General features: G+C 45.8%; 16 protein-coding genes. 13 read left to right on the top strand and 3 right to left on the bottom strand.

The features are described 5' to 3' along the window. The first annotated feature begins 66 nt into the window (after nt 1-66). Complete coding sequence (nadB, locus tag DXE44_RS02960) at nt 67-1,728, top strand: L-aspartate oxidase (RefSeq protein WP_114652513.1); 1,662 nt, start codon at nt 67-69, stop codon at nt 1,726-1,728. A 4-nt stretch (nt 1,729-1,732) separates the two neighbouring features. Here nadB and DXE44_RS11340 read toward each other — a convergent pair whose 3' ends face one another. Beyond that, the gene (locus DXE44_RS11340) at nt 1,733-1,894 is read right to left on the bottom strand and encodes a BrnA antitoxin family protein (protein WP_415065520.1); all 162 of its coding nucleotides are present in this window, start codon (nt 1,892-1,894) and stop codon (nt 1,733-1,735) included. Between the two features lie 392 nt (nt 1,895-2,286). On the opposite strand from DXE44_RS11340, the gene DXE44_RS10540 reads away from it, so the two are divergent. Next, entirely contained in the window at nt 2,287-2,517 is a 231-nt protein-coding gene (locus DXE44_RS10540; protein WP_231970660.1) for a type II toxin-antitoxin system RelE/ParE family toxin, read from the top strand. Then, nucleotides 2,510-2,848 carry a helix-turn-helix domain-containing protein gene (locus DXE44_RS02975; RefSeq protein ID WP_114652515.1) on the top strand — a complete coding sequence of 113 codons (339 nt, stop codon included), beginning with the start codon at nt 2,510-2,512 and terminating at the stop codon, nt 2,846-2,848. Before DXE44_RS10540 ends, DXE44_RS02975 begins: the two co-directional genes overlap by 8 nt. Before the next feature lie 4 nt (nt 2,849-2,852). Here DXE44_RS02975 and nadC read toward each other — a convergent pair whose 3' ends face one another. Both nadC and nadA read right to left on the bottom strand, forming a co-directional pair. After that, nucleotides 2,853-3,707 carry a carboxylating nicotinate-nucleotide diphosphorylase gene (gene nadC, locus DXE44_RS02980; protein ID WP_114652517.1) on the bottom strand — a complete coding sequence of 285 codons (855 nt, stop codon included), beginning with the start codon at nt 3,705-3,707 and terminating at the stop codon, nt 2,853-2,855. Nucleotides 3,708-3,756: 49 nt separating this feature from the next. Continuing rightward, nucleotides 3,757-4,884 carry a quinolinate synthase NadA gene (gene nadA / locus DXE44_RS02985; protein ID WP_114652519.1) on the bottom strand — a complete coding sequence of 376 codons (1,128 nt, stop codon included), beginning with the start codon at nt 4,882-4,884 and terminating at the stop codon, nt 3,757-3,759. A 151-nt stretch (nt 4,885-5,035) separates the two neighbouring features. Here nadA and DXE44_RS02990 point away from each other — a divergent pair, with 151 nt between their 5' ends. From DXE44_RS02990 to DXE44_RS03040, 10 genes are all read left to right on the top strand, one after another. Next, the gene (locus DXE44_RS02990; RefSeq protein WP_162785863.1) at nt 5,036-5,488 is read left to right on the top strand and encodes a ShlB/FhaC/HecB family protein; all 453 of its coding nucleotides are present in this window, start codon (nt 5,036-5,038) and stop codon (nt 5,486-5,488) included. Next, nucleotides 5,455-6,111, top strand: coding sequence for a ShlB/FhaC/HecB family hemolysin secretion/activation protein (locus tag DXE44_RS10925; protein WP_162785864.1), 657 nt, complete (start codon nt 5,455-5,457; stop codon nt 6,109-6,111). The genes DXE44_RS02990 and DXE44_RS10925 overlap by 34 nt, the downstream gene beginning before the upstream one ends. Nucleotides 6,112-6,115: 4 nt before the next feature. Next, nucleotides 6,116-6,799 carry a ShlB/FhaC/HecB family hemolysin secretion/activation protein gene (locus DXE44_RS10930; protein WP_114652525.1) on the top strand — a complete coding sequence of 228 codons (684 nt, stop codon included), beginning with the start codon at nt 6,116-6,118 and terminating at the stop codon, nt 6,797-6,799. A 41-nt stretch (nt 6,800-6,840) separates the two neighbouring features. Next, nucleotides 6,841-7,677, top strand: a complete 837-nt coding sequence (locus DXE44_RS03005) for a peptidylprolyl isomerase (protein ID WP_162785865.1) — start codon at nt 6,841-6,843, stop codon at nt 7,675-7,677. 1,560 nt (nt 7,678-9,237) lie between these two features. Further along, nucleotides 9,238-10,044, top strand: coding sequence for a two-partner secretion domain-containing protein (locus tag DXE44_RS03015; RefSeq protein ID WP_114652531.1), 807 nt, complete (start codon nt 9,238-9,240; stop codon nt 10,042-10,044). Next, on the top strand, nt 10,041-11,132 hold the full coding sequence (locus DXE44_RS03020) for a hypothetical protein (protein ID WP_114652533.1): 1,092 nt from the start codon (nt 10,041-10,043) through the stop codon (nt 11,130-11,132). The genes DXE44_RS03015 and DXE44_RS03020 overlap by 4 nt, the downstream gene beginning before the upstream one ends. Nucleotides 11,133-11,138: 6 nt before the next feature. Then, nucleotides 11,139-12,362, top strand: a complete 1,224-nt coding sequence (locus DXE44_RS03025; protein ID WP_114652535.1) for a hypothetical protein — start codon at nt 11,139-11,141, stop codon at nt 12,360-12,362. A gap of 33 nt (nt 12,363-12,395) precedes the next feature. Beyond that, nucleotides 12,396-13,670, top strand: a complete 1,275-nt coding sequence (locus DXE44_RS03030) for a hypothetical protein (protein ID WP_114652537.1) — start codon at nt 12,396-12,398, stop codon at nt 13,668-13,670. Between the two features lie 129 nt (nt 13,671-13,799). Beyond that, complete coding sequence (locus DXE44_RS03035) at nt 13,800-14,768, top strand: autotransporter-associated beta strand repeat-containing protein (protein WP_114652539.1); 969 nt, start codon at nt 13,800-13,802, stop codon at nt 14,766-14,768. Next, nucleotides 14,758-21,981, top strand: a complete 7,224-nt coding sequence (locus DXE44_RS03040) for an autotransporter-associated beta strand repeat-containing protein (protein WP_114652541.1) — start codon at nt 14,758-14,760, stop codon at nt 21,979-21,981. The genes DXE44_RS03035 and DXE44_RS03040 overlap by 11 nt, the downstream gene beginning before the upstream one ends. Nucleotides 21,982-22,018 lie beyond the last annotated feature (37 nt).

Below are 22,018 nucleotides of genomic sequence, written 5' to 3' on the forward strand. Positions count from 1 at the left end.
AGTCATCCTCTACGATAGGGCTCGAAATTCGAGCCTTGACTCATTTGCCCTTAGAATGAGTTCTCCATGGCTAGTTCAAAACCCTCAATACCCCAAGCTGATAGCAAAGCAGAGCTTCCTGTTCTCATTATTGGCGCAGGCTTAGCGGGTCTCACTGTTGCCCTTCACATGGCCGAGTCCCAGCCGGTCATTCTCATGGCCAAACGTGGCCTTGGCGAAGCAGCAACGGCTTGGGCACAAGGTGGCATTGTGGGGGTAGTGGATAAAGAGCATGACAGTATTGATTCTCATGTAGCTGATACCTTAGATGCAGGTGCAGGTCTCGTAGTGGAATCAACTGCACGTTATATTGCTGAAGAAAGTGCCGAAGCCATTCGTTGGTTGGTAGAGCAGGGTGTCCCGTTTACTGCTGATGAGTCAGGGCCAATGGGTTTGCATTTAACTCGTGAGGGCGGTCATAGCCACCGTCGTATTGCGCATGCTGCAGATGCTACTGGTAAAGCCATCCATGAGGTTCTTCTGGATAAAGCTAGGGCACATAAAAATATTCAGATCTTGGAGCATTGGATTGCTTTGGATCTCATTACCAATCGCCATCTAGATGCCAAGACGCAGCGCACTAAGCCCAATCGTTGCTACGGTGTGTATGCCTTAGATATTCAAAACAATCGTGTAGAAATGATTGAAGCCAAGTCAGTGGTATTGGCTACTGGTGGCGTGGGTAAGGTCTATCGCTACACAAGTAATCCTGATACTGCTACTGGCGATGGTATTGCTATGGCTTGGCGTGCGGGTTGTCGTGTCGGCAATATGGAATTTATTCAGCTTCATCCAACGTGCTTGTATCACCCGAGTGATCGCACCTTCCTGATTACCGAAGCGATGCGGGGTGAGGGCGGCTTACTCAAACTGCCAAACGGCACGCGCTTTATGCCTGAGCACGATGAGCGCAATGAGTTAGCTCCCCGTGACATTGTTGCCCGAGCCATTGACTTTGAGATGAAGAAGCACGGCTTGGATTATGTTCATCTTGATGCCACTCATTTAGGTGAAGCATTTATTAAAGAGCATTTCCCGATGATCTATGCCCGTTGCATGACTCTGGGTCTAGACATTACTAAAGAGCCAATACCAGTCGTGCCTGCAGCGCATTACACCTGTGGCGGTGTGGTGACAGATCTCAAAGGAAGAACGGACTTGCCAGGCTTATATGCCGTTGGTGAGGCTGCTTACACTGGCTTGCATGGGGCCAATCGTTTAGCCAGTAACTCATTGTTAGAGTGCGTGGTGATTAGCAAGGCTGCTGCTGAAGATATTTCTCAACTCAAAACACCATTAATGCAAAAACTGCCGCTCTGGGATGAGAGTCAGGTAGAGGATGCGGATGAGCAAGTCGTGATTGCCCATAACTGGGATGAACTGCGTTCGTTAATGTGGAACTACGTTGGTATTGTGAGAACCAATCGACGCTTAGAGCGTGCACTGCATCGTATTAAGCTCCTCAGATATGAGGTGCAAGAGTATTACGCCAACTTTAAAGTCACGCGCGACTTGATCGAGTTACGCAACCTCCTGGAATGTGCAGAGCTGATTGTGAGATCAGCGCTCATGCGTAGAGAGAGCAGGGGCTTGCATTACAGTCGCGATTACCCAGGCACTTGGGCGGTTTCTTATCCAACCATTCTGACGCCTCAGGCTGAAGGCACTTCAGAAAATCCTGAGACCTAAAAAATTACAAATCGCCTTTCAAAACAGCATCTTTAATATATTTGTTGAGGCGGGTTTGCCAGCCTTTACCGCTTGCTCGTAGTTTCTCCAGCACATCGAAGTCCATTCTGAGGCTTAACATTTCTTTAGTATTTTTAATGGGTGGTCTCCTGACACCTCTTTTGATTAGAGTGTCGCCAACATAGACATGTGCATCTTTTTAAACCATTGTTCATCTAACTCTGGTGCATCATCTGGATCAACCCATTCTTCCTGCGTACTTTTTAATTTCTTCATCGATTTTGACCTCGGAGTTTGTGATTTGCAGCCATCTCCTATTATTGTATATACAAATATTGGGTTCTAAACAACCCTAATCCATTGTCAATTACAATGTTATAGCACTGAGTGCAATAGTTTAAAATTTTGACCATGAAAATAGTCATGAAAACAAAAACATTTGATCGCTGGGCAAAGAAGATTATTGCGGTCAGCGCACTGTGTAATGCCGCAAGAGAGATTGATTGAGGTATTTATGAGGCGGACTTAGGTGATGGCGTTTGTAAGAAAAGGGTACCTATTGCAGGTCAAGGTAAGAGCGGGGGTATTCGTACGTTAGTGGCGAAGAAAAATAGATACGCAATTATTTTTATTGTTGGTAGAGAGAAAAGTAGTCCTGGGTCAGACTTTACGGAGAGGGAGCAAGAAGCGGCGGGAATTATTGCCAGGTCTTTTGGGAAAGCAGATGTAAAAACACTACGAGAGTTAGCCTTTTTGGGGGCGTTAAAGGAGTTAAATTGCAATGAGTAAGAAAATAATTACTGAAGAAAATCGAGTGCTGGATGAATTGCTTGAAATGGCTTTGGCCTTGGATGACCATGGCCTTCTAACAAAGCATGACCTCGTGAAGATGAAGACACTTTGCTTAGAGAAGCCACCAGTTTTTACACCAAAAAAGGTGACAGATCTCCGAATTCATCGCGCCAAAATGAGTCAATCTATTTTTGCCGCTTTACTCAATGTCAGTGTTTCGACTGTTCAGAAATGGGAATCTACGGGGTCTGGAAAGCACCCTAGTGGAGCTGCAGCTAAATTACTTCAAATCATTGATATGAAGGGAATTCAGTCTGTACCGTTGTGAATTCTTATTGGATTCTCATCGAAAAATCCACTGCCTTAATGTTTTTAGTCAGCTTTCCAAGAGAAATGCGATCAACGCCGGTAGCAGCAATCGCACGCATCTGATCTAAGTCGATTCCACCAGATGCCTCAAGTAGTGCGCGTCCTTTGGTAAAGGCAACGGCTTCCTTCATCTGTTCGGTGGTGAAGTTATCAATCAGAATACTTTTGGCGCCAGCATTTAAAGCTTCTTCTAATTCAGAAAAATTCTCCACTTCCACCTGAATATCTACTCCTGAGTTGAGGGCTTGTGCAGCTTTAATGGCAGCAGCAACACCGCCTGCTGCGGCAATGTGATTTTCTTTAATGAGGATGCCATGCCACAAAGCAAGGCGTTGATTTTGACCGCCGCCCACTAACACTGCGTACTTCTGAGCGCGACGTAAGCCCGGAATAGTTTTACGAGTATCTAGTACTGCGCAGCCTTTAGGATTGGGGCTCACACCCTGAATCGCATCCACATGCTGACGCGCAATACTCGCAGTCCAAGAGAGGGTTTGTAGGAAGTTGATACAGGGACGCTCTGCAGAGAGCAGGGCACGCGAGTCAGCCTCGATATCGCAGACTTTGGTATCGGCCTTCATGAGATCGCCCTCCAAATAATGCCAGGTGACTTTTGCATTGGGATCTAGTTTCTTGAGTGTGCCCTCAAACCAATCTACTCCACATAGCACCGCCTCTTGGCGAACAATGAGCTGAGCATGAACAGGCTTACTGGGAGCCAACATCGCAGTCCAGTCACCGGTGCCAATATCCTCCATCAAAGCATCATGAATATTGCGTTGACGGGCTTGCTCTAAGGTCTCGTTGTACTCAAACATGAATAAATCGATCTACATTAAGAAAAAATCAAAAGATAACAACAAGCAACTAAGCCACACCGATATTCTTGACAAAGCCATGCTGTGCTTTGGCCAAGAGATCGGGATGATTTGTAGTGAAGTCGAGCATGCGTTCGATACAGTCCAAAGCTTCCACCCGAATAGCTTCATCAACAAAGATTTCACCAGAAGCATTCTCTAAACACTCCAAAATTCCCTGCAAGCCATTCATGGCCATCCAAGGACAGTGGGCGCAACTCTTGCAGGTGGCGCTATTGCCAGCAGTAGGGGCTTCAATCAATACTTTATTGGGTGCTAGCTGGCGTATGCGATGCAAGATGCCATTGTCCGTGGCCACAATATATTCGGTGGCAGAACCTTCTACTACAGCCTTAATCATGGTAGAGGTAGAGCCGACAACGTCTGCAAGGTCGACCACTGCTTTGGGGGATTCTGGGTGAACCAGAACCATGGCATTGGGATGTACGGCCATCAATATTTCCAATTCAACCGCTTTAAATTCGTCATGAACAATGCATGCGCCATTCCAGAGCAGCATATCAGCGCCAGTTTGCTCCTGAATATAACGACCTAAATGACGATCAGGTGCCCAGAGAATTTTCTTACCTTCAAGATTTAATTGATGCACGATCGCTAAGGCGCAAGAGCTAGTGACCATCCAATCAGCCTGTGCTTTAACAGCGGCGCTGGTGTTTGCGTAGACAACGACGGTACGATCTGGATGTAATGCTTTAAAAGCAGCAAAGTCAGAAGCATTGCAACCCAAATCGAGCGAGCAGGTTGCCTCCAGATCCGGCATAAAGACACGCTTCTCAGGGCTGAGGATTTTGGCAGATTCGCCCATGAAGCGAACACCAGCAACAATCAAATTCTTGGCTGAATGATTCTTGCCAAAGCGTGCCATCTCTAAAGAGTCAGAAACAAAGCCACCGGTTGATAAAGCCAAATCTTGAATATCACCATCGACATAGTAGTGAGCCACCAATGCAGCATCTTTCTCAACCAGCAATTGCTTAATACGAGCAATCACCACAGATTTATGTTCTCCATGCAATGGAGGGGGTGTTTTAGCCCAGGCTTGGGCCGTGCAGGTCACACCAGCAGCATTTTGCTGGAGGTAGTCAAAAGCAATCGGGGCGCTAGCAGTAAAGGTCATGCGCAATTTTAGCCTTCTTGGGCGGCTCGCTATTAAGGTAATTTCTATAGTTTTTTCTGCGCTCAGTTAGCTCTAGAGCCAATCTAACTTTTATTCGTGCTTATAAAACCCATATAAAATGACGCAATTACTTGAATTTATTGATAAAAGAATGAAACTTCAACCAATTATGAATGTATTTGAAATAAAGGCACTTCGCCTCACATTCGCATTTCTGAGTGTGGCTTTTGGGGGTGTGGCTATAGCTCAGACTCCGCCACCCTCTACAGGCGAAATTGATGCCGGTGCATTGCAGCAGGGACTCGAAAGACAGCTCCCAAGCCCATCCCCATTGACATTGCTTGAGCCAACAGAAAGAGATTCGCAGCGTGCAGCTCCTACGTCTCAGAGTGCGGTGACGTTTGAGGTGAAGCCATTTGTATTGGAGGGCGTGAGTATTTTGCCGGCAGATACGGTGCAGGCTGTTTTGAAATCTTGGCTTGATCGCGCGGTGAGTTTTGATGACCTACAAAAAGCCTGTGATGCGGTTGTTGAGCTCTACCGTAAAATGGCTACACAGTCCAAGCTATATTGCCCCCACAAAAAATTGCCAATGGTGTTGTGAAGATTTTGGTAACAGGGGCAAAGCTGAGTAGTGTTTTTGTTGATACACCCAGTGGACCAACTCGTTTTAGCAAAGAAACTGCTGCTGAATACATTGCTTACGCCAATCCTATTGGCGAGCCTTTAAATACCCGGGCAATTGAGCGCGCCCTGATCATTCTGAATGAAACCCCGGGCGTAATGGTTTCGAGCCAACTCGAGCCAGGGCAAAAAGATGGGGAAACTGCGCTGCGTTTACAGCTTACCCAGCCACAGTGGTATCAGGGAAAAGTAGAGGCTAATAACTACGGAAGCCGATCTACTGGTGCAAATCAAGGTGTTATTGCTCTTAGCGCCATTAATCCGACTGGCATTGGAGATTCTGCATCTGTTAATAGCATCTACTCAGAGGGTTCTCAATACGTGCAAGGCGCTTATTCCCTGCCAGGGTCTAAAGATGGATTGCGCCTAGGTTTGTCTAGCACGTTTTTGAACTACAAAAACGTCAGCAACTATGCAACTAACGCTGGTGGTGGTTATGGTGATGCATGGACGGGTGGTGTTAGCGCAGCTTATCCCTTAATTCGTCAGCAGGGCACTAACGTGAACGTGACGGCGAACTATGATGTGAAGAGCTACCAATAAAAACATGTTGACCTTATCAACAATAAGCGCTTACACAATCAATAATGCCTCTCTTGGAATTTCTGGCAATCATTATGATACTTTTGGAGGTGGCGGTGTCAGTGCTGGCTCTGCGACTCTCGTGCTGGGTAACTTGAACATTGCTTCAACTAGCGTAGAGGGTTATGGCGAGTACACCCCGCAAAGCTTTACGAAATTTACGTTTGCAGGTAATCGTACGCAGCAACTATCAGAAGATGGCACAACCACAGCATTTGTATCCGTGAGCGGCCAGCTTGCTTCTGTCAATCTAAACTCTGCTGAGCAAATTTATATGGGTGGTCCCTATGCAGTCCGAGCTTATCCAGTAGCACAAGGTGGTGGCTCGCAAGGGGGTATTGGAACTGTTGAATTACGTCAGCAATTTCCAGAGCGCATTATTGCAAGTATGTTCTTTGATGTGGGCGTTGTACAGCAATATAAGAATCCGTATCCTAACTGGCAAGGTCAAACCAATGCCAACAATACCTATTCTTTGATGGGTGCAGGTTTTGGCTTAAAGTGGGATTGGGAAGGCTGGAACTTAGGTGGTATGGTTGCTTGGCAAGCAGGAAAGAACCCTTTGTATAGCACTTCCGGGCAAGTAGTTAATACCGATGGAACTACAACAAATCCGCGTGGATGGTTAACTGCAAGCTACCAGTTTTAACTCTAATAAATTGATCTTTTGAGATAGGCTTACTGATGCAAATGAAACGCTTTTTACCCGCTACATTTATTGCATTAGTTGGCTTAGGTCATTTCAATGCAGCTCTAGCCCAATCGAAGCTGGATGCCAAAGATGCTAAGCTTGATTATGAGTTTGTAGCAACCGTCAATGGGGCTGCAATCACTCAAGGATTGCTCAATCTTAATATTCGCGCATTAGTTGCGCAAGGTCAGCGTGATACACCAGAGTTGCGCCAAGCAATCAAAGAAGATTTGATAAATAAGGAACTTATCGCTCAAGAGGCCACAAAGCAAAGCCTTGCGAAAGAAATTGATTTTCCAGATCAGATCACACAATTAAAGCAAAATTTACTCCTGCAGGCTTTTTTAGAGGATCACTTTAAGAAAAATCCCATCTCTGACGCAAAGTTACGTGAAGAGTATGACCGTCAGCGCAAACTCATGGGTGAGGGTGCAGCAACCAATCAATATCGCCTCAGTCAGATTGTGGTTTCCACAGAAACCGATGCGCTGGATTTGATCCGCAGAATACAAAAAGGCGAGTTATTTGGTAAGTTGGCACAAGAGTACTCCATTGATCAAGGATTCAAGGCTCAGGGTGGTGCATTAGGCTGGGTTATGCCGGGGCAGGTGATACCCGCTGTCGCCAATGTATTGCCAGGTATGGCAAAGGGCTCTGTTACTGTAGCGCCTATCCAGACTTCATCCGGCTGGGTAATCTTGAAGTTAGATGACAAACGTCCATTCAAGGTTCCTGGTTTTGAAGAAGTCAAACCGCAACTTAGGCAGGCAATTGTGCAGCAATACTTAGCTGAGGCAGTTAAAACCCTAAGAGCTAATGCGAGGATTGTGCAATGAGACTCATTAAAGCGCTGGGAGTAATCTGTCTGTTATGTATAGCTATCACGGTTAATGCGGAAAGATTGACCTCTCAAAATTGGGCTGTCGACCTGAATGGTCAAACAAATGAGGCTCATACCGCTAATGACTCTAAATCCTCTTTTGGGATCTTCTGCTCTGGTGAAAAATGCCTTTTTACTTGCATCAAGGCCTTAATTGCACTCCAGGGACCAAATACTCAGTTTTGGTCAATAGTCAGACGGTTTCTACCGCTCTAAGCATGGAATGCACCCAGATTGGGGGGGTAACTTATTCCAGATTTTGGACCCCTTTGAGGCGGTTTTAAGGGCTACCCAAACCGGGGAAATGATCGGTTTTGCGGTTGCCCTCCAGTCAGGCGCTTTTGCCGTCAATCGCTTCAGTTTGGTGGGGGCAAAACCGGCTATCGAAAGGGTGCTTTTGGAGGCCACTAAAAGCAAATTTAGAGAGCAAAAACGAGCACCAGAAAGTGCTCCAAAAACACAGCTAAAAGATATCCAAATTTAAACATTCAAATTGCATTACTAGCGAGTTCTTACGAGGTAAATTATCTGTCCTTCATCTGCAACAATTTCTTAATTTTTTAATGCAATCAACTACATTGCAACGTGATGCAATGCATAGTTCATGTAACAAATGAAATATAAAGTGCGATATTTACACACACTTAAAGTAATGCATGAACATATAAATTAGTTAAATCACAAATATTTTTAACTCTTAATCGATCGAAAAATACAAAGAAAAGATCGCTCAAGGCCGGCAAGAGTAAAGCTCAAAATAGTGCTACTGGCGTAGAAAAAAGCATCGCAAAATTGCACCAAAAAAGAGCGTATTTTCAGGGGGTAAAAATTGAAAAATATTGCCATGTTTGAGACATCAAAAAATCTCGATTTCCAATAAAAATGAACTCAGATTTTGAGGTCAAAAAGGACCAACATTAGCTCCAAAAAATGCTGAAATTATGACGTCAAAAAATAGCGCATTTGCCAATCAAATACCGTCAATGAAATAGCGATGAAGCGACCTTCAAAATGCGTAAAAAAGATCAGATTTTGGTCAAAATTTAGCATTAAGAAATGAAAAATCAGGCGTAAAAAAGCGCTCAATTTGAGCAAATTTTGGGCCTAGTTTTGTGCCTACTGGTGTGGTCAAAATTTCACAAAAAACGATAAATCACAGAAGTCAATAACCCCATTAATTCACTCAAATGGAATTGGGTTTCTCTAAACCCTTGAATTTACAGGGCTCAAATTGCACCAAAAAAGAACATAAAAGAAGGTTGGCTTTAGGGCTAATTGTTGGGCATACTACCTGACCCGAAGCCATATAAACAAAGGGTTTCAGGGAAAAAAATAAAAGTAAGAGAGACAATTTTTAGTAATCATTTCGCCGCAGTAAACGTAGTAACAGTGCGAAAAAATAAAACGTAATTTTTTTGAAAAAAGAGCCGCAAAAATTCTTCAGCAGTTTGCATTTTCGTTTGCAAAAACGAAGGGGATTTTTGTCGTCAAAAAATCGCAAATCTTTGCTGGATTTATGGTTCTTAGCCAATGCAATTTTGTAGTCGCGCAGACTGCAGCAAATGCACCCCCAACTGGTGGAAATGTTGTCGCTGGAAGCGCGACAATTTCGCAGACTCAAACAGCGAATTCTGCGACGATGAACATCAACCAAACTTCACAACGTGCAGTCGTGAATTGGAATGGTTTTAACGTCGGAAAAAATGCCCAAGTCAATTTCAATCAACCAAATGCACAGGCGGTAACTCTCAATCGCGTAACTAGCGCTAGCGCATCGATGATCGATGGCGCAGTGCGAGCAAATGGACAAGTCGTACTCGTAAATCCGAATGGAGTGACCTTCGGTAAGGGTGCAGATATCAATGCAGCGGCTGTAGTTGCTACCACCATGAACATTGCAAATAAAGATTTCATGGAAGGTAAATCAACCTACCGTGGCAATGGCAAAGGGGCAGTTGTAAACGAGGGAAAAATCAGCGTAAATGACCCCAATGGATACATTGCCCTTTGGCCCCAGAAATTCGTAATGAAGGCTACCTTTTGGCCAGAAAAGGACCCAATAATGGGGTGGCTTTGGCGGCAGGGGGGTAGATTACCCTCGATTTCCGGGGTGACCAGCTCATTTCGGTCAATGTGGACAAGGCGACCTAACGGGGCCCTGATCGAAAATAAGCGGGTAGTAGAGGTAAATGGGAGTCTGATTGTGGTGGCTGCCGGATCCGCTAACCAGCTCATGGGGTCCGTTATTAAGAACACAGGCCGTATTTCAGCCTCCACCATAGTGAACAACGGCGGCGTTATCGAATTGGTCGCCGCTAAGTGACCCAGGCCGGCACAGTGGCTGCAAATGGCAATGGAGCCAATTCCAAGGGTGGCCAGGTCAATATCGTGGGTGAGAACATCACCTTGGCAGCCAATTCCACAACTGCGGCCACGGGTAAAGCGGGTGGTGGTAGCGTTCAGGTGGGCCTAGGAAGAACTCAGGCTACCAACACAAATCAAGCGCCAGTACAGGAAGTGGCAAAAGTGGCTAGCGCACTCACAACGACAGCAAGCATGGATGCTCGTCAAGCGGTAGCAAAGCAAGTTGCTAGCGTGGCCAGTCAGCAGAAACAATTAGCAAAGACAGTAACTGTCGAGAGCAATGCATTAGTAGACACTTCAGCAACACAAACTGGTGATGCTGGAAATATTGTGATTTGGTCAGAAGTAAAAACGGCTGTTAATGGGATTTTAAAATCCGTTGGCGGTTTGCTCTCGGGTAATGGCGGCTTTGTTGAAACTAGTTCCAAAGGGACTGTTGCTCTTGGTAAGCAATTTACTGTCGATACCAGTGCAACAAATAAAAATAATGGCAAGTCTGGTTTGTGGTTCTTAGATCCAATTGATTTAACCATTGATGCAGATGCGGCCAACATCATTGCTGCCGCTCTCTCGAACAATAACGTGACGATTGAAGTCAATGGCAATACTTGCCCAAGCCTTGGTGGCTGTACTCAGAACGGCAGTGGCAGCTTGACAATTGCAAGTGGCGCCGACATCTTGAAGCAGGGCAATACACTGACAACATTGAAATTAAATTCTTCAGGAATCTTTAATCTCAATGCAAATATTTCTGGTGAAAATCTTAACGTCATCATCAATAGTTCCATTGCATTCTTGAACGTTGGTACAACGATTAGCGCGTCGCAAGTAACAGTACAAGTGCAAACGGTTTTTGCGAACGGCACGATCAATGCGTACGGTGCAAGTAATGCATCAACACCATTAGGTGCAGCGATTCAATTACTTGCACAAGCACCCTATGTTTCTGGAAGATTGAATGTTGTAAGAAATGTAAATACAAGCAACAACACAAACACGAGCACAAACAGCAACACAATTACCTATAACGGTAGTGTGATTCGTTAAGAAGACTTGCCAACGTTCTTAACAGCGCAAAATAATTCAAGTAACAACGCAAACAACACAACAAATGCACTCGATTTAGTGTATTCAAGTACTGCAGCAAATGATGCAGTGGCGGATCGCGCCAATACACAGACAAATATCATCTATTCGAATGCAGTAAATGACATCACCCTCTATAGCACTGCAGAAATCAAGGCAAATGGCACCAATGGTGGCTATGTCAACATCACTGCACAGGCCTTCAATGCACAAAGTGGTTCATTAATTCAAGCCAACGGCAACAATGGCCCCGGTGGCGTAATCACCCTAACAACTAGTGATGTACACCTTTCGGGAGCGATCAGCGCCAATGGCGCAAATGGTGGCTCTTTTGCGCTTTCTGCCCAAATCGCACAAATTGACGCTCAAGCAGTTATTCAGACCAATGGCTCGAACGGCCCTGGAGGCCATATAGATATTTATGTTTCACAAGATATTGATTTTGTCAATAGTGGTTTATACGCAAACGGCACAACGGACGGCGGCAGCATCCGAATCCTCTCTCGTGCGGGGAATTTGAGCCTCTTTAACTCAATTATTCAGACGAATGGCGGCAATGGTCGCGGTGGCAGTATCGGTATTTCAGCATTCAATAACACGACCCTCACAAACACAGCAGTAGAAGCAACGGGTTATAACCAAGGCGGGCACATCCTCATTGGTAATGATGCCCAAAACCACGCGCTCCCGTTCTCGATCTTCACGAACTTAGATACCAACAGCATCATCAGCGCAAATCAAACCAATGCGCTAAAGACCACCGGCGGTGGTTTTATTGAAACCTCCGGACAAACCATCAACCTACTATCAAGTATTAATGCTGGTAGAGGCGGGATGTGGTTGATTGATCCGGTGGATATCACGATTGATGCAACTTTTGCAGCTGCTATCGTAAGTGGGTTGAGTAGTAGTAACGTCGTTGTGTCTACAACATCGAACGAATGCAGTGGAGTAACGTGCCCAAGCGGCTCTGGCTCAAGCGGAAATATTTACATAACTAATAGCATTACTACGAACACAAACAACAGCCTCTATATACAAGCCGCTGGTGCAATTGTTGTGAATGGTGGAGTGAAGATCTGGCTCAACCATTTCAACGATTCTGATCCAGGAACCTATCAAGCATCATCTGGTACAGGCTCGCTTTATATGGGCGGTGCCAATATTTCAAGTATCACTAGTTCGAATTAGAATTCTGCATGCAGCGGTTGTTTTGCTTCGGCAGTGCAGGGTGGCGCTAATGGTTCAAATTATTCTGGGATTAATCTAGGAACGCTGAATGCAGGTACCTCTGCAGTGGACATTCGTGTTGGTGGAGATGTGGTGATGGCGGGGCAAAATGCCACTTCATCCAATGGCTACGCAGGTATAACGCTTTACTCTGGGTCGAAAGTATACGGCCGTAATCTCTCTTTCTATGGGGTTAGTTCTGCTGGTGTCGGTATGCAGTTAGGATGGGGCAGCTCTGTCGCTGTTGATCTCCGGGCTACATCCTCTACAGGAACCCTATTAATAGCTGGATCCTCCAGCTTTATTGATGGTGGTGCGACTGGTTCTGGTGGATATGGTGTTTTTGCAAACGGCTCTGTGCTGAGAGCGCCAACAATACAAATCATAGGCCTAAACACCAATGTATCTTGTGTGCAAAATATTGCCTGTGCTGGAATTGGTCTTGGTTGGTATACACGTTCTTCGCAAACTACCAATATCTACACCAACAATTTCAAGTTGGTTTCTGACAAGGTGGTGCTCGGCCTAAGTCCAGTTGCTGTAAGTTTGTGTGATTCAAATTGTGGCGGTGGCTCAGGTAGTTCATTTGGGATCGACTTTTCAAGCTATAACTCATCAAGTCCACTGACTTTTTATTACCCAAGCACATCGTCAACAGCAATAGCTCGTTTAGGAAGTAATTACGGTGGCTATCTGGTAATGCCGTCTACTGGCACCACTTTGAGTTCTTATACATACAGTCACAATGCCGATATCACCATCGGCTCAGATCTGCAGATAACGGGATCCATTTATTTGTCAGGGGCTACAGTTACATTTGGCGCCAATTTAACCACTACTGTTGCAGGTGGTGATATAACCGTCCTGGCAACTAATCACATACAACAAACTAACGCTACAACAATTACAACTGCTGGTGGAGATGTTTTATTTTCATCCAATAGCGATGGTGGGGTAGATGGTCGCATCAATCTTTCGAATGGTTTGACTGTGACCACCAATGGAGGAAATATTACTCTCGGTGGTGGTAATTCACTTGGCTCTGGATATGCTCAAGGTGTAGGGACCTCGGGTTTATCTGAAGGGCTCCGCATTGATGGCATCGTCAATCTTTCATCGGGCAATGGAAATATTTCTCTTCGCGGTAAATCAGGCGCAGTCGCAGAGTGGATTGATAATGGCGCATGGGGAGTGGGTTTTTATAATGTTTCGCCCGGTGTAGTAATCAATAGTGGAACAGGCGCTGTACTTATTGATGGCTACAGCTAAACTACTGGAAGTTATTACTCTTCTGGTATTCATGTTCATCAGGCAATAACAATAACCTCGGCCAATACCACCGCTGACGCTATTAAATTAATCGGTAGGGCAACTGGTACGTCGGGCGATGCATGGGGTATGAGGTTTGTTTCAAGTCTGAAGCTGTATGCAACAGGTGCTGGCGGCGGCATTACCCTGAATTCATCCCAAAATCTTTCCTCTGGCACATACTATGATGTGTATGTAGGTAGTGGTTTTGAAATTCTCGCTAATGGTGGTGCTATACAGCTGCTTGGTGGTCAAAACAGCGGAACTAGAAATGGATTGCTTTACACAGGAGCCACTTCCTATTTAGGATCGAAAGCATCATCTAGTGTGGCCACTTCATCAAGCAACATCACAATTTCTTATGATGAGTATGAATTTAATTTTTATACGCCAAAAGTTGCAACTACTGGACAGGTAGCTTGGAAAGCAGTTGGGGCGGACTTCAAAAGGGCTATGAATACTAGCTGGTTCGACTGGAACCAGAACGGTCAAACGATGACCGGCTTAACTATCGGTAGTGAGACAAACTCTAAAACAATTACAGTTGGTGCAGCAATATCTGTAAATGGCCCAATCACTTTGAATGGTCCAGTGGTTCTTACCTATGGATTAACAACTAGCAATACAGCTACGGGGGATATCACAATTGCTGGTTCAACGGTAACTGGCTCGGGAGCAATCTCAATTGCACCTGGAAAAAACCTGACCTTTAATCTTTCAGGAAATGATACTTTTGGCGGAATCATTTCTGGATCTAGTTCAACCTTTACAAAGCAGGGCGTCGGCTCACTCTATTTAACAGATGTCAGCACCTACACCGGAGGCACAACGATTAGTGGCGGCTATTTAGAGCTAAACACAACTGGAGGACTGTATAGCTCTGGCAACATTGTTAATGATTCACAACTGGGCTTTAATCAAAATGCAGATATAACATTTAGCGGTACCATCAGTGGCACAGGATCCATAATCAAATATGCCACGAACACTCTCACGCTTTCTGGCCTCAATACATATGCTGGCTTAACCACTATTTCTGCTGGAACTCTTGCTTGGTAATACAGCCGCCTTGGGAGCTACTGCAGCAGGTACTTCTGTTACTGCTGGTGCAGTACTTGATCTAAACGGTCAGACAATTTCAAGTGAAGAAGCCTTAACCATTAACGGCACTGGTATTAGTAGCGGTGGTGCTGTGATTAATAGCAGTTCTACAGCAGCCTCTTATGCCGGCCTTGTCACCTTAGGCAGTTCAAGCTCTATTGTCGGCGGTAGTGGCACGATTGCTTTAACAAATATCGGAACCATTGCCGGCGGGAATTATCTATTAACACTTGGCGGTTCAGCTGGTGGCTCTATTTCCTCCATCGTTGGCAATGGTTCCGGTGGCCTTACTAAATCAGAATCTGGAGCTTGGACCCTATCTGGTGTCAATACATACACTGGTAATACAACTGTTAGCGCAGGTACTTTGACTATTGGTGGTTCTGGTTCTTTAGCATCTGGTGCATATACAGGCACGCTTGCTGTTAGCTCTGGCGCCACCTTCCAATATTCAAGTTCTGCTGATCAGGTCTTTGGATCTGGTGCAACCGGAATACTTGGCTCAGGGGCTGGAACAGTGTTGCTAAATGGCTCAGGAGTGGTAACGATTAATGGCAATAATGCTTTTACTGGAACCTTGAATGTTGCTCAAGAAGTGACGATACAGAATGGAACAAATGATCAATATTCTGGATTGGGTTACGCAACTACTATTGAAATATTGAATGGCGGAACTATTTCTATTGCGGGTACGACTTCCAATATATTTATTGGAGTTTCATCTTCTACTAATATCATTATCAACACAGGTGGTAAATTAACCAGCACTGCTTCAACGAATGCTACGTTCCACTTAAAAACTATTACCTTAGCTGGCGGTGAATTAGCCTGGGCTAATCCAACTTGTATGTCAAGCGGGGAGTGTGCACAGTATGGCACTTGGATGCTTGATTCCACAGTGACCCTTACCCAAGACTCTACAATCAGCGCACAAGGCATCACTCTCAACGGATCTGGTGGCAATACGTTCAATGTAGCCTCCGGAAAAGAGCTTACCATGACCGGTAGTTTCTATAAGGCTGGCTACGGAAATGACAATGGATTTACGAAGTCTGGCTCTGGAACAATGGTTCTCAATCCTACGGGTAGCTACCATACGTACGTCGGAAATACTGTAGTAGCCGCTGGTACCCTGAAGCTTGCTACTGCAAATGCATTGGGCTCTACAGCGGGTAATACCTCGATTACATCTGGCGCTGTACTCGATCTCAATGGTCAAACAATTGTTAATGCTGAGGCATTAACAATTAATGGCACTGGTATCAGTAGCGGTGGTGCCGTGATCAATAGTAGCTCTACAGCAGCCTCTTATGCAGGCCTTGTTACTTTGGGTAGCGCAAGTTCTATCGTTGGTGGTGCAGGATCAATTGCCTTAACTCATAGCGGCACCATTTCAGGCACCTACGGCTTAACTTTAGGTGGTGCGGCGGGCGGATCTATCGCTTCAATTATTGGCACTAGTACTGGCACCTTAACGAAAGTAGACGCAGGTACCTGGACTTTGACTGGCGTAAATACCTTCACGGGAAATACCACTATTTCTGCCGGTATTCTAAAAATTGACGGCTCTGGTTCATTAAGATCCGGAAATTATGCTGGCAATATTTCCATCGCCTATGCTAATAACGGTACTTTTGAATACGCTTCAAGTGCAACACAAACCTTATCCGGGATATTGAGCGGAACTGGTTCACTCACTGTTTCTGGAACTGGGGCGCTAACTCTTACTGGAAATAATAGTTACTCTGGAACTACTACGGTTAATAGTGGCAGCACTCTTAATTTAACGCCATCTTCACTTGTTGATACGACTCTAAGTGGTAACTTTGTTAACAATGGCACAATTAATTTCGATGGATCAAATGGGGAAGATGCTGGAGTCGGTAGTACAGCCCTATATGTTGGCAATGCATCTGGATCAGGCCTATGGAATATCACCAGCGCGCAAAATCCAAGCACTTGGAATAACCGTTTCGTGTTCTATAAGGATGTCACTACGAACGGACAAATTACTGTTAACAACTACGGAAACTTATGGCTTGTTCCTGGTTACAGCACAACAGCAGTTAATTCAACTTCGGCAATCAATCTCAATGGCTCTAATACATACCTACGTTTATATGGTCTAGAAAATGCGGTCATAAAAGTGGGAACGCTCACTGGAAATGGTAAGGTCGATTTTTCAGATGGCGGTGGTGGAAAAGCACTTACATTAGCAGTTGGAAATGATGACGGAACGGGTACTTTTAGTGGCGTCATTTCAAACTCTTGGGTCGCTAACGGACCAACTACGCTCTCATTGCAAAAAATTGGAAGTGGTATTCAAACTCTATCTGGTGCCAATACCTATACTGGCGGAACTGGCGGAACTTATGCAGGTGCCATTACCCTAGGTAGCGATTCCTCTATCGGAAGCACATCAGGCGAAATTTCTATTACCGGCGCTATTGATGCTACTGCGAATAATTACGGTTTAGCGCTAGTGGGTGATCAAACAATCACCATGAGCAATGCCGACAATGCCTTAAGAACCATTGCCTCTGGTTCTTCATTGGGTGCTCTGACTATTGTCAATGCTGGAGATCTAGAAATTGGAGCTGTAACGGCAGGGGGTAGCACTTATACCGGACTGGACTCTACAGGCCTAATTTCAGTAAAGACTACGGGTGATTTGACGATTTCACAGAACGTGGCAACAGTCAGCACTTCAGCAACAGCTTCTGCACCAGCGTTACTCTTGGCTGCTGGTTACGATCAGGCTGCAGGAATGACCACTAAAAATATCAAACTCAGTGGCTCTCCAACATTTACCGTCGGCTCCGGTGGAATCGCTGACTTCTATTCAGGTGATACCGATGGCAGCACTGGCTTATCGACCTATATTGGTACGAAGCCTCTAAAGTCCTATACATATAGTGCGGATATCGATAATCAACCAACCGCAGTTGGCTATAACGTCATTTATCGTGGTGCTCCACCATATATCTATTTGACGATTGTGGATGATCAAACTGGCACCTATGGCACAGCTTCTGCTCTCAGCTATTGGTACTCCACCAGCCCAACCTTGTACGGTTCAGATTACTTACCATCTTCACTCTCTGCATTTGATTCTGCTCAGATATTTACCGCAGAGCAGAGCACCATCAATATTAGCTCTGGTGATCTTAGTGGTACTATCACGATTACATCGAATTCATTAAATGCATTGACTGCATTAACCTCTACCACCAATGCGGGGACTTACAGCCTGTCACTTACTCCAATACTGACATTGTCTGGATCAAGCGTCACTTTTGTTGCTGGAACAGCCAAGAATTTCGTAGTTAATCCAAAAGCACTCAATATCACCATCTCCAAAACCTATGATGGCAATACATCGTTTACTAAAGACAATACCTACGACTTAACTGGTATGGCTAATAGTGAGAGTGCTCCTACTATTAGCTCAGGTGCCGCAACACTTTCTAGTCCGAATGTGACTTCAAGTGCAGCAACTGCATTTTTGACAAATAGCCTTGCTTTAAACAATAGCAACTACACCTTAACGGGTGGAACAATTAGCGCATCGATTTCTCAGTTGTCTTCTGTGACTTATAGCAGTGCTGCAGGTGGTGCATGGTCTGATGGCGCTAACTGGACAGTGACAGGCGGGGTAGCAACGGGCGCAACTCCAACCCTGGCAAACGTCGCGACTGTAGTGATTCCGGATGGCTATTTAGTATCGTATGGCGATGCCATGGCTGGCCTTGCTCCAACCAGCGCAGTTGGCATTACGAATAATGGCGGTATTAGTTTTGCTAATACTAGTGCGGTAACCATGCCGGCGACCATTAGCGGTAGCGGTACTGTTACCATGGCAGGCTCTGCTGCACTTACCCTAACTGCTAGTAATAACTTCACCGGTGCAACTACGGTTGATGCGGGCGCCACTCTCACATTAGGTGTCGCCAATGCGACATCTAGCAGCTCAGCTTTAGTGCTTAATGGAACCCTCGATTTAGCTGGTTACTCAACTGCTGTTGGTTCCTTAGCGGGCGATAATGCTGGTCTAGTTACCAGCACTGCAAGCGGAAATCCAGTATTGACTGCTGGTGGTGATGACACTAGCACCACTTATGATGGTGTCATTCAGAATGGTTCTGCATCAACTGTAGCCTTAACTAAAGTCGGTACCGGCACCTTAACTCTGTCTGGCACGAATACGAATACCGGTGTTACCAGCATCAATAGTGGTGCGATCAGCGTTGAAGATGACGTCAACCTGGGGGCTGCAAGTAGCATAGCAGTCAATGCGGGTACCTTGATTATTGCTGGCACAGGAACCTTTACCTCTGCAAAAGATGTCACCCTCAATGGTGCAGCCACTATCAATAACACCAACACTGCGAATGCTTCTACATTCAGCGGTAACTTTACTAATGGCTCTAATTTATTGACTATTAGTGGAGCAGGTAACACCATCCTCTCCGGAATCATTGGAAGTGGCAGTGGCGGTCTTACTAAAGATGGTAGTGGCACCTTAACCTTATCGAACTCCAACACCTATACCGGTGCGACTACCGTTACAGCCGGTACATTCAGTCTGTCAGGATCTGGTGCTATTGAAGATTCCTCTTCAGTAGCAGTAACAGGGACATTTGATATTAGTGCAGCAACTAGCGGTGCATCGATCACTACCTTGTCTGGTGCTGGTGGGGTCAATATTGCTGGTAAAGCCTTAACGATTACTAACGGTAGCACGACGTATTCTGGCGTGATGACTGGTTCATCTGGTACCTTAACCATCTCTGGAGGAACTCAGATTTTCTCAGGGGCTAATGATTACACCGGAACAACGACTGTCTCTGGCGGCATTCTCAGATTGACTGGCTCTGGTACCACAGGTGCCGCTGGTAATAACTTAACTTTGTCTAGCGCTGGTACCTTGGCCATGGTAGATGCGGACTTGGTGGTGAATGATCTGAGCTTGGCAAGCGGTGGCGTCATTTCAGCACCATCAGGCTTGTCTACCTTGACTGCAAATGGAACTAGCTCCATTGCCGGCACTATTACTACCTCTGGCAACCAAAGCTATGTTGGCGCAGTGACCTTAACAGCAGATACCACGCTCGTTAGCGGCAGCGGCAATATTACTTTTGGCTCAACTATTAATGGCACCACTGCGAATACAGAATCATTAACCTTAAATGCTGGCAGCACAGGTCTCATTAGCGTTGATGGCTCGGTAGGATCAACAGTAAGTCTCCAGAACTTAACTATTACTAACTCAGGTGGTGTGACATTTAGCGACGCAGTGATCGTTGGAACGGAAGTCATTTTGACTAATACGGCGAGTGCTCAAACGATTGCTTTCAATGCCGGGCTTACAACACCGACCTTAACAACTACATCTAATCCATATAACGTCAAAATTGCTGGTGGTACAAGCACTATTACTAGCGCACTGACTTTCTTAAATACTGGATCCTTGCAGCTTGGAGCTTCGTCTAGTGATAGTTTCATTGTCGTTAATGGATTGACAGCAAATGTGCAAGTAGGCGGAATTAGTTTGGCTGGAACGATTTCTAGTGGTGATGAACTTGAGCTTGGTGCATCTAATGTTGCAATTACTTTACTAGCTGCGACTACTTTAGACACTACCAATGTCGCTTCAGCCGGCACTCCTACAACCACTACCTATACCTCCGACACATCATGGGTTGTGCCAACAGGAGTGACAACGATTGCTGTAGACATGGCAGGTGCTCAGGGTGGTGGTACTAGTGGTGGCTTGGGCGGACGCTTACAGGCATCTAGTGTTTCAGTGACAGCAGGATCCACGTTAAATATTTATATCGGCGGAGCCGGCTCTTCAGGTGTTGGTGGGTCTGTAGCTGGTGGTGCAAATGGCGGCGGTGCCACTACTAATCCAGGCAATGCCACAAACCTTAACTCTGGTTCAGGCGGGGGTGCAACTGATATTCGCCTAGGTGGAACATCATTAAGTAATCGCATGTTGGTTGCCGGTGGTGGTGGCGGTCAGGGTGGATATGACTCAAGTCTTAGCAGTACTCCTGCGGCCGGAGGAGCGGGTGGCTTATTGATTTCTGCCAATGGCGCAAATGGAACTTCGGGTGGACACGGTGTGAGCACTGGTGGCGATGGAGGCTCGCAAGTCGCCGGCGGCGATGGTGGAACTGCATCACTTTATGGTGACAATGGTTCATCTGGATCAAGCGGTTTAGGTGGGGTTGGTGGCGATTCCTTAAATTGGACTATTTATGTTGGCGGCGTTGGAAATGTCCAAACATGGGGTCAGTCTGGCGGCGGCGGAGCGGGTTATTTTGGCGGCGGCGGTGCAAGTAATAACTTGTACGGACCCAATTGGGGTGGAACTGTTGGAGTAGGCGGTGGTGGCGGCTCATCCTATGCTGATGGTACCTATGCATCGGGCATCACTAATACAGCTGGATATCAGGCAGGTGCTGGATATGCCACGATCACTTACAGTGCTGCAGGTAATAAAGCTGCTAGCTCCATTCGTTTGGCGGGGGCAATTAACGGTACTTTTGCTCTTACGACAAATAGTGGCACTGAATCCACTACTACAGCTGCAATTGGTCAAAGCACGGCAGTTGCCAGTTATAGCTCAACGGGAGCAGGTACAAATGTGATTGGCGGTAGCGTCGCTACTACTGGTGCGCAGTCTTACACAGGGCCAGTCACTATCTCTGGTGCGACACGGACATTAAGTTCTAGTGCTGATGGCGCAATTTCACTTCCTGCAGTAAATGGTGCAAATGGCTTAATTATTAGCAATGGCAGCGGGGCAATCAACCTAGGTACAGTAGGTGGCAGTACACCGTTGACTTCTTTGACCCTGGAAGGCACAGGCCTGAATACTTTAAGTGGTGACATCGATACTACTGGAGCGGTGGACCTAAAGGGAACTTCACGTCAAACTACGTTTGCAGCGAACCGCACAATCACCACAACCAATGGTAGTGGTAATGGCGACATCACCTTAGGAACTACGAATAGTGCTTACAGTCTGACACTCAACCCTGGTAGCGGCACTGTTGCATTGAATGCCGTTGGCGTGACTGCCGATGGACAGTCTGGTGTGCCGCTGGCCGCATTGACGATTACTGGTACCGGTAGCAAAGCTCAACTGGTGATGTCAATTTAGGTTCTGGCAGAGCAACGACGATTGCTAGCTCATTGAC

It is taken from the genome of Polynucleobacter necessarius (assembly GCF_900095175.1).
Taxonomy (GTDB): Bacteria; Pseudomonadota; Gammaproteobacteria; order Burkholderiales; family Burkholderiaceae; genus Polynucleobacter; species Polynucleobacter necessarius_I.

What these genes read in the sequence shown, in the direction of transcription:
- nadB (WP_114652513.1), top strand. Translation starts at nt 67, where the DNA reads ATGGCTAGTTCAAAACCCTCAATACCCCAAGCTGATAGCAAAGCAGAG.
- DXE44_RS02975 (WP_114652515.1), top strand. Translation starts at nt 2,510, where the DNA reads ATGAGTAAGAAAATAATTACTGAAGAAAATCGAGTGCTGGATGAATTG.
- nadC (WP_114652517.1), bottom strand. Translation starts at nt 3,707, where the DNA reads ATGTTTGAGTACAACGAGACCTTAGAGCAAGCCCGTCAACGCAATATT.
- nadA (WP_114652519.1), bottom strand. Translation starts at nt 4,884, where the DNA reads ATGACCTTTACTGCTAGCGCCCCGATTGCTTTTGACTACCTCCAGCAA.
- DXE44_RS02990 (WP_162785863.1), top strand. Translation starts at nt 5,036, where the DNA reads ATGAAACTTCAACCAATTATGAATGTATTTGAAATAAAGGCACTTCGC.
- DXE44_RS10930 (WP_114652525.1), top strand. Translation starts at nt 6,116, where the DNA reads ATGTTGACCTTATCAACAATAAGCGCTTACACAATCAATAATGCCTCT.
- DXE44_RS03005 (WP_162785865.1), top strand. Translation starts at nt 6,841, where the DNA reads ATGAAACGCTTTTTACCCGCTACATTTATTGCATTAGTTGGCTTAGGT.
- DXE44_RS03015 (WP_114652531.1), top strand. Translation starts at nt 9,238, where the DNA reads ATGGTTCTTAGCCAATGCAATTTTGTAGTCGCGCAGACTGCAGCAAAT.
- DXE44_RS03035 (WP_114652539.1), top strand. Translation starts at nt 13,800, where the DNA reads ATGAGGTTTGTTTCAAGTCTGAAGCTGTATGCAACAGGTGCTGGCGGC.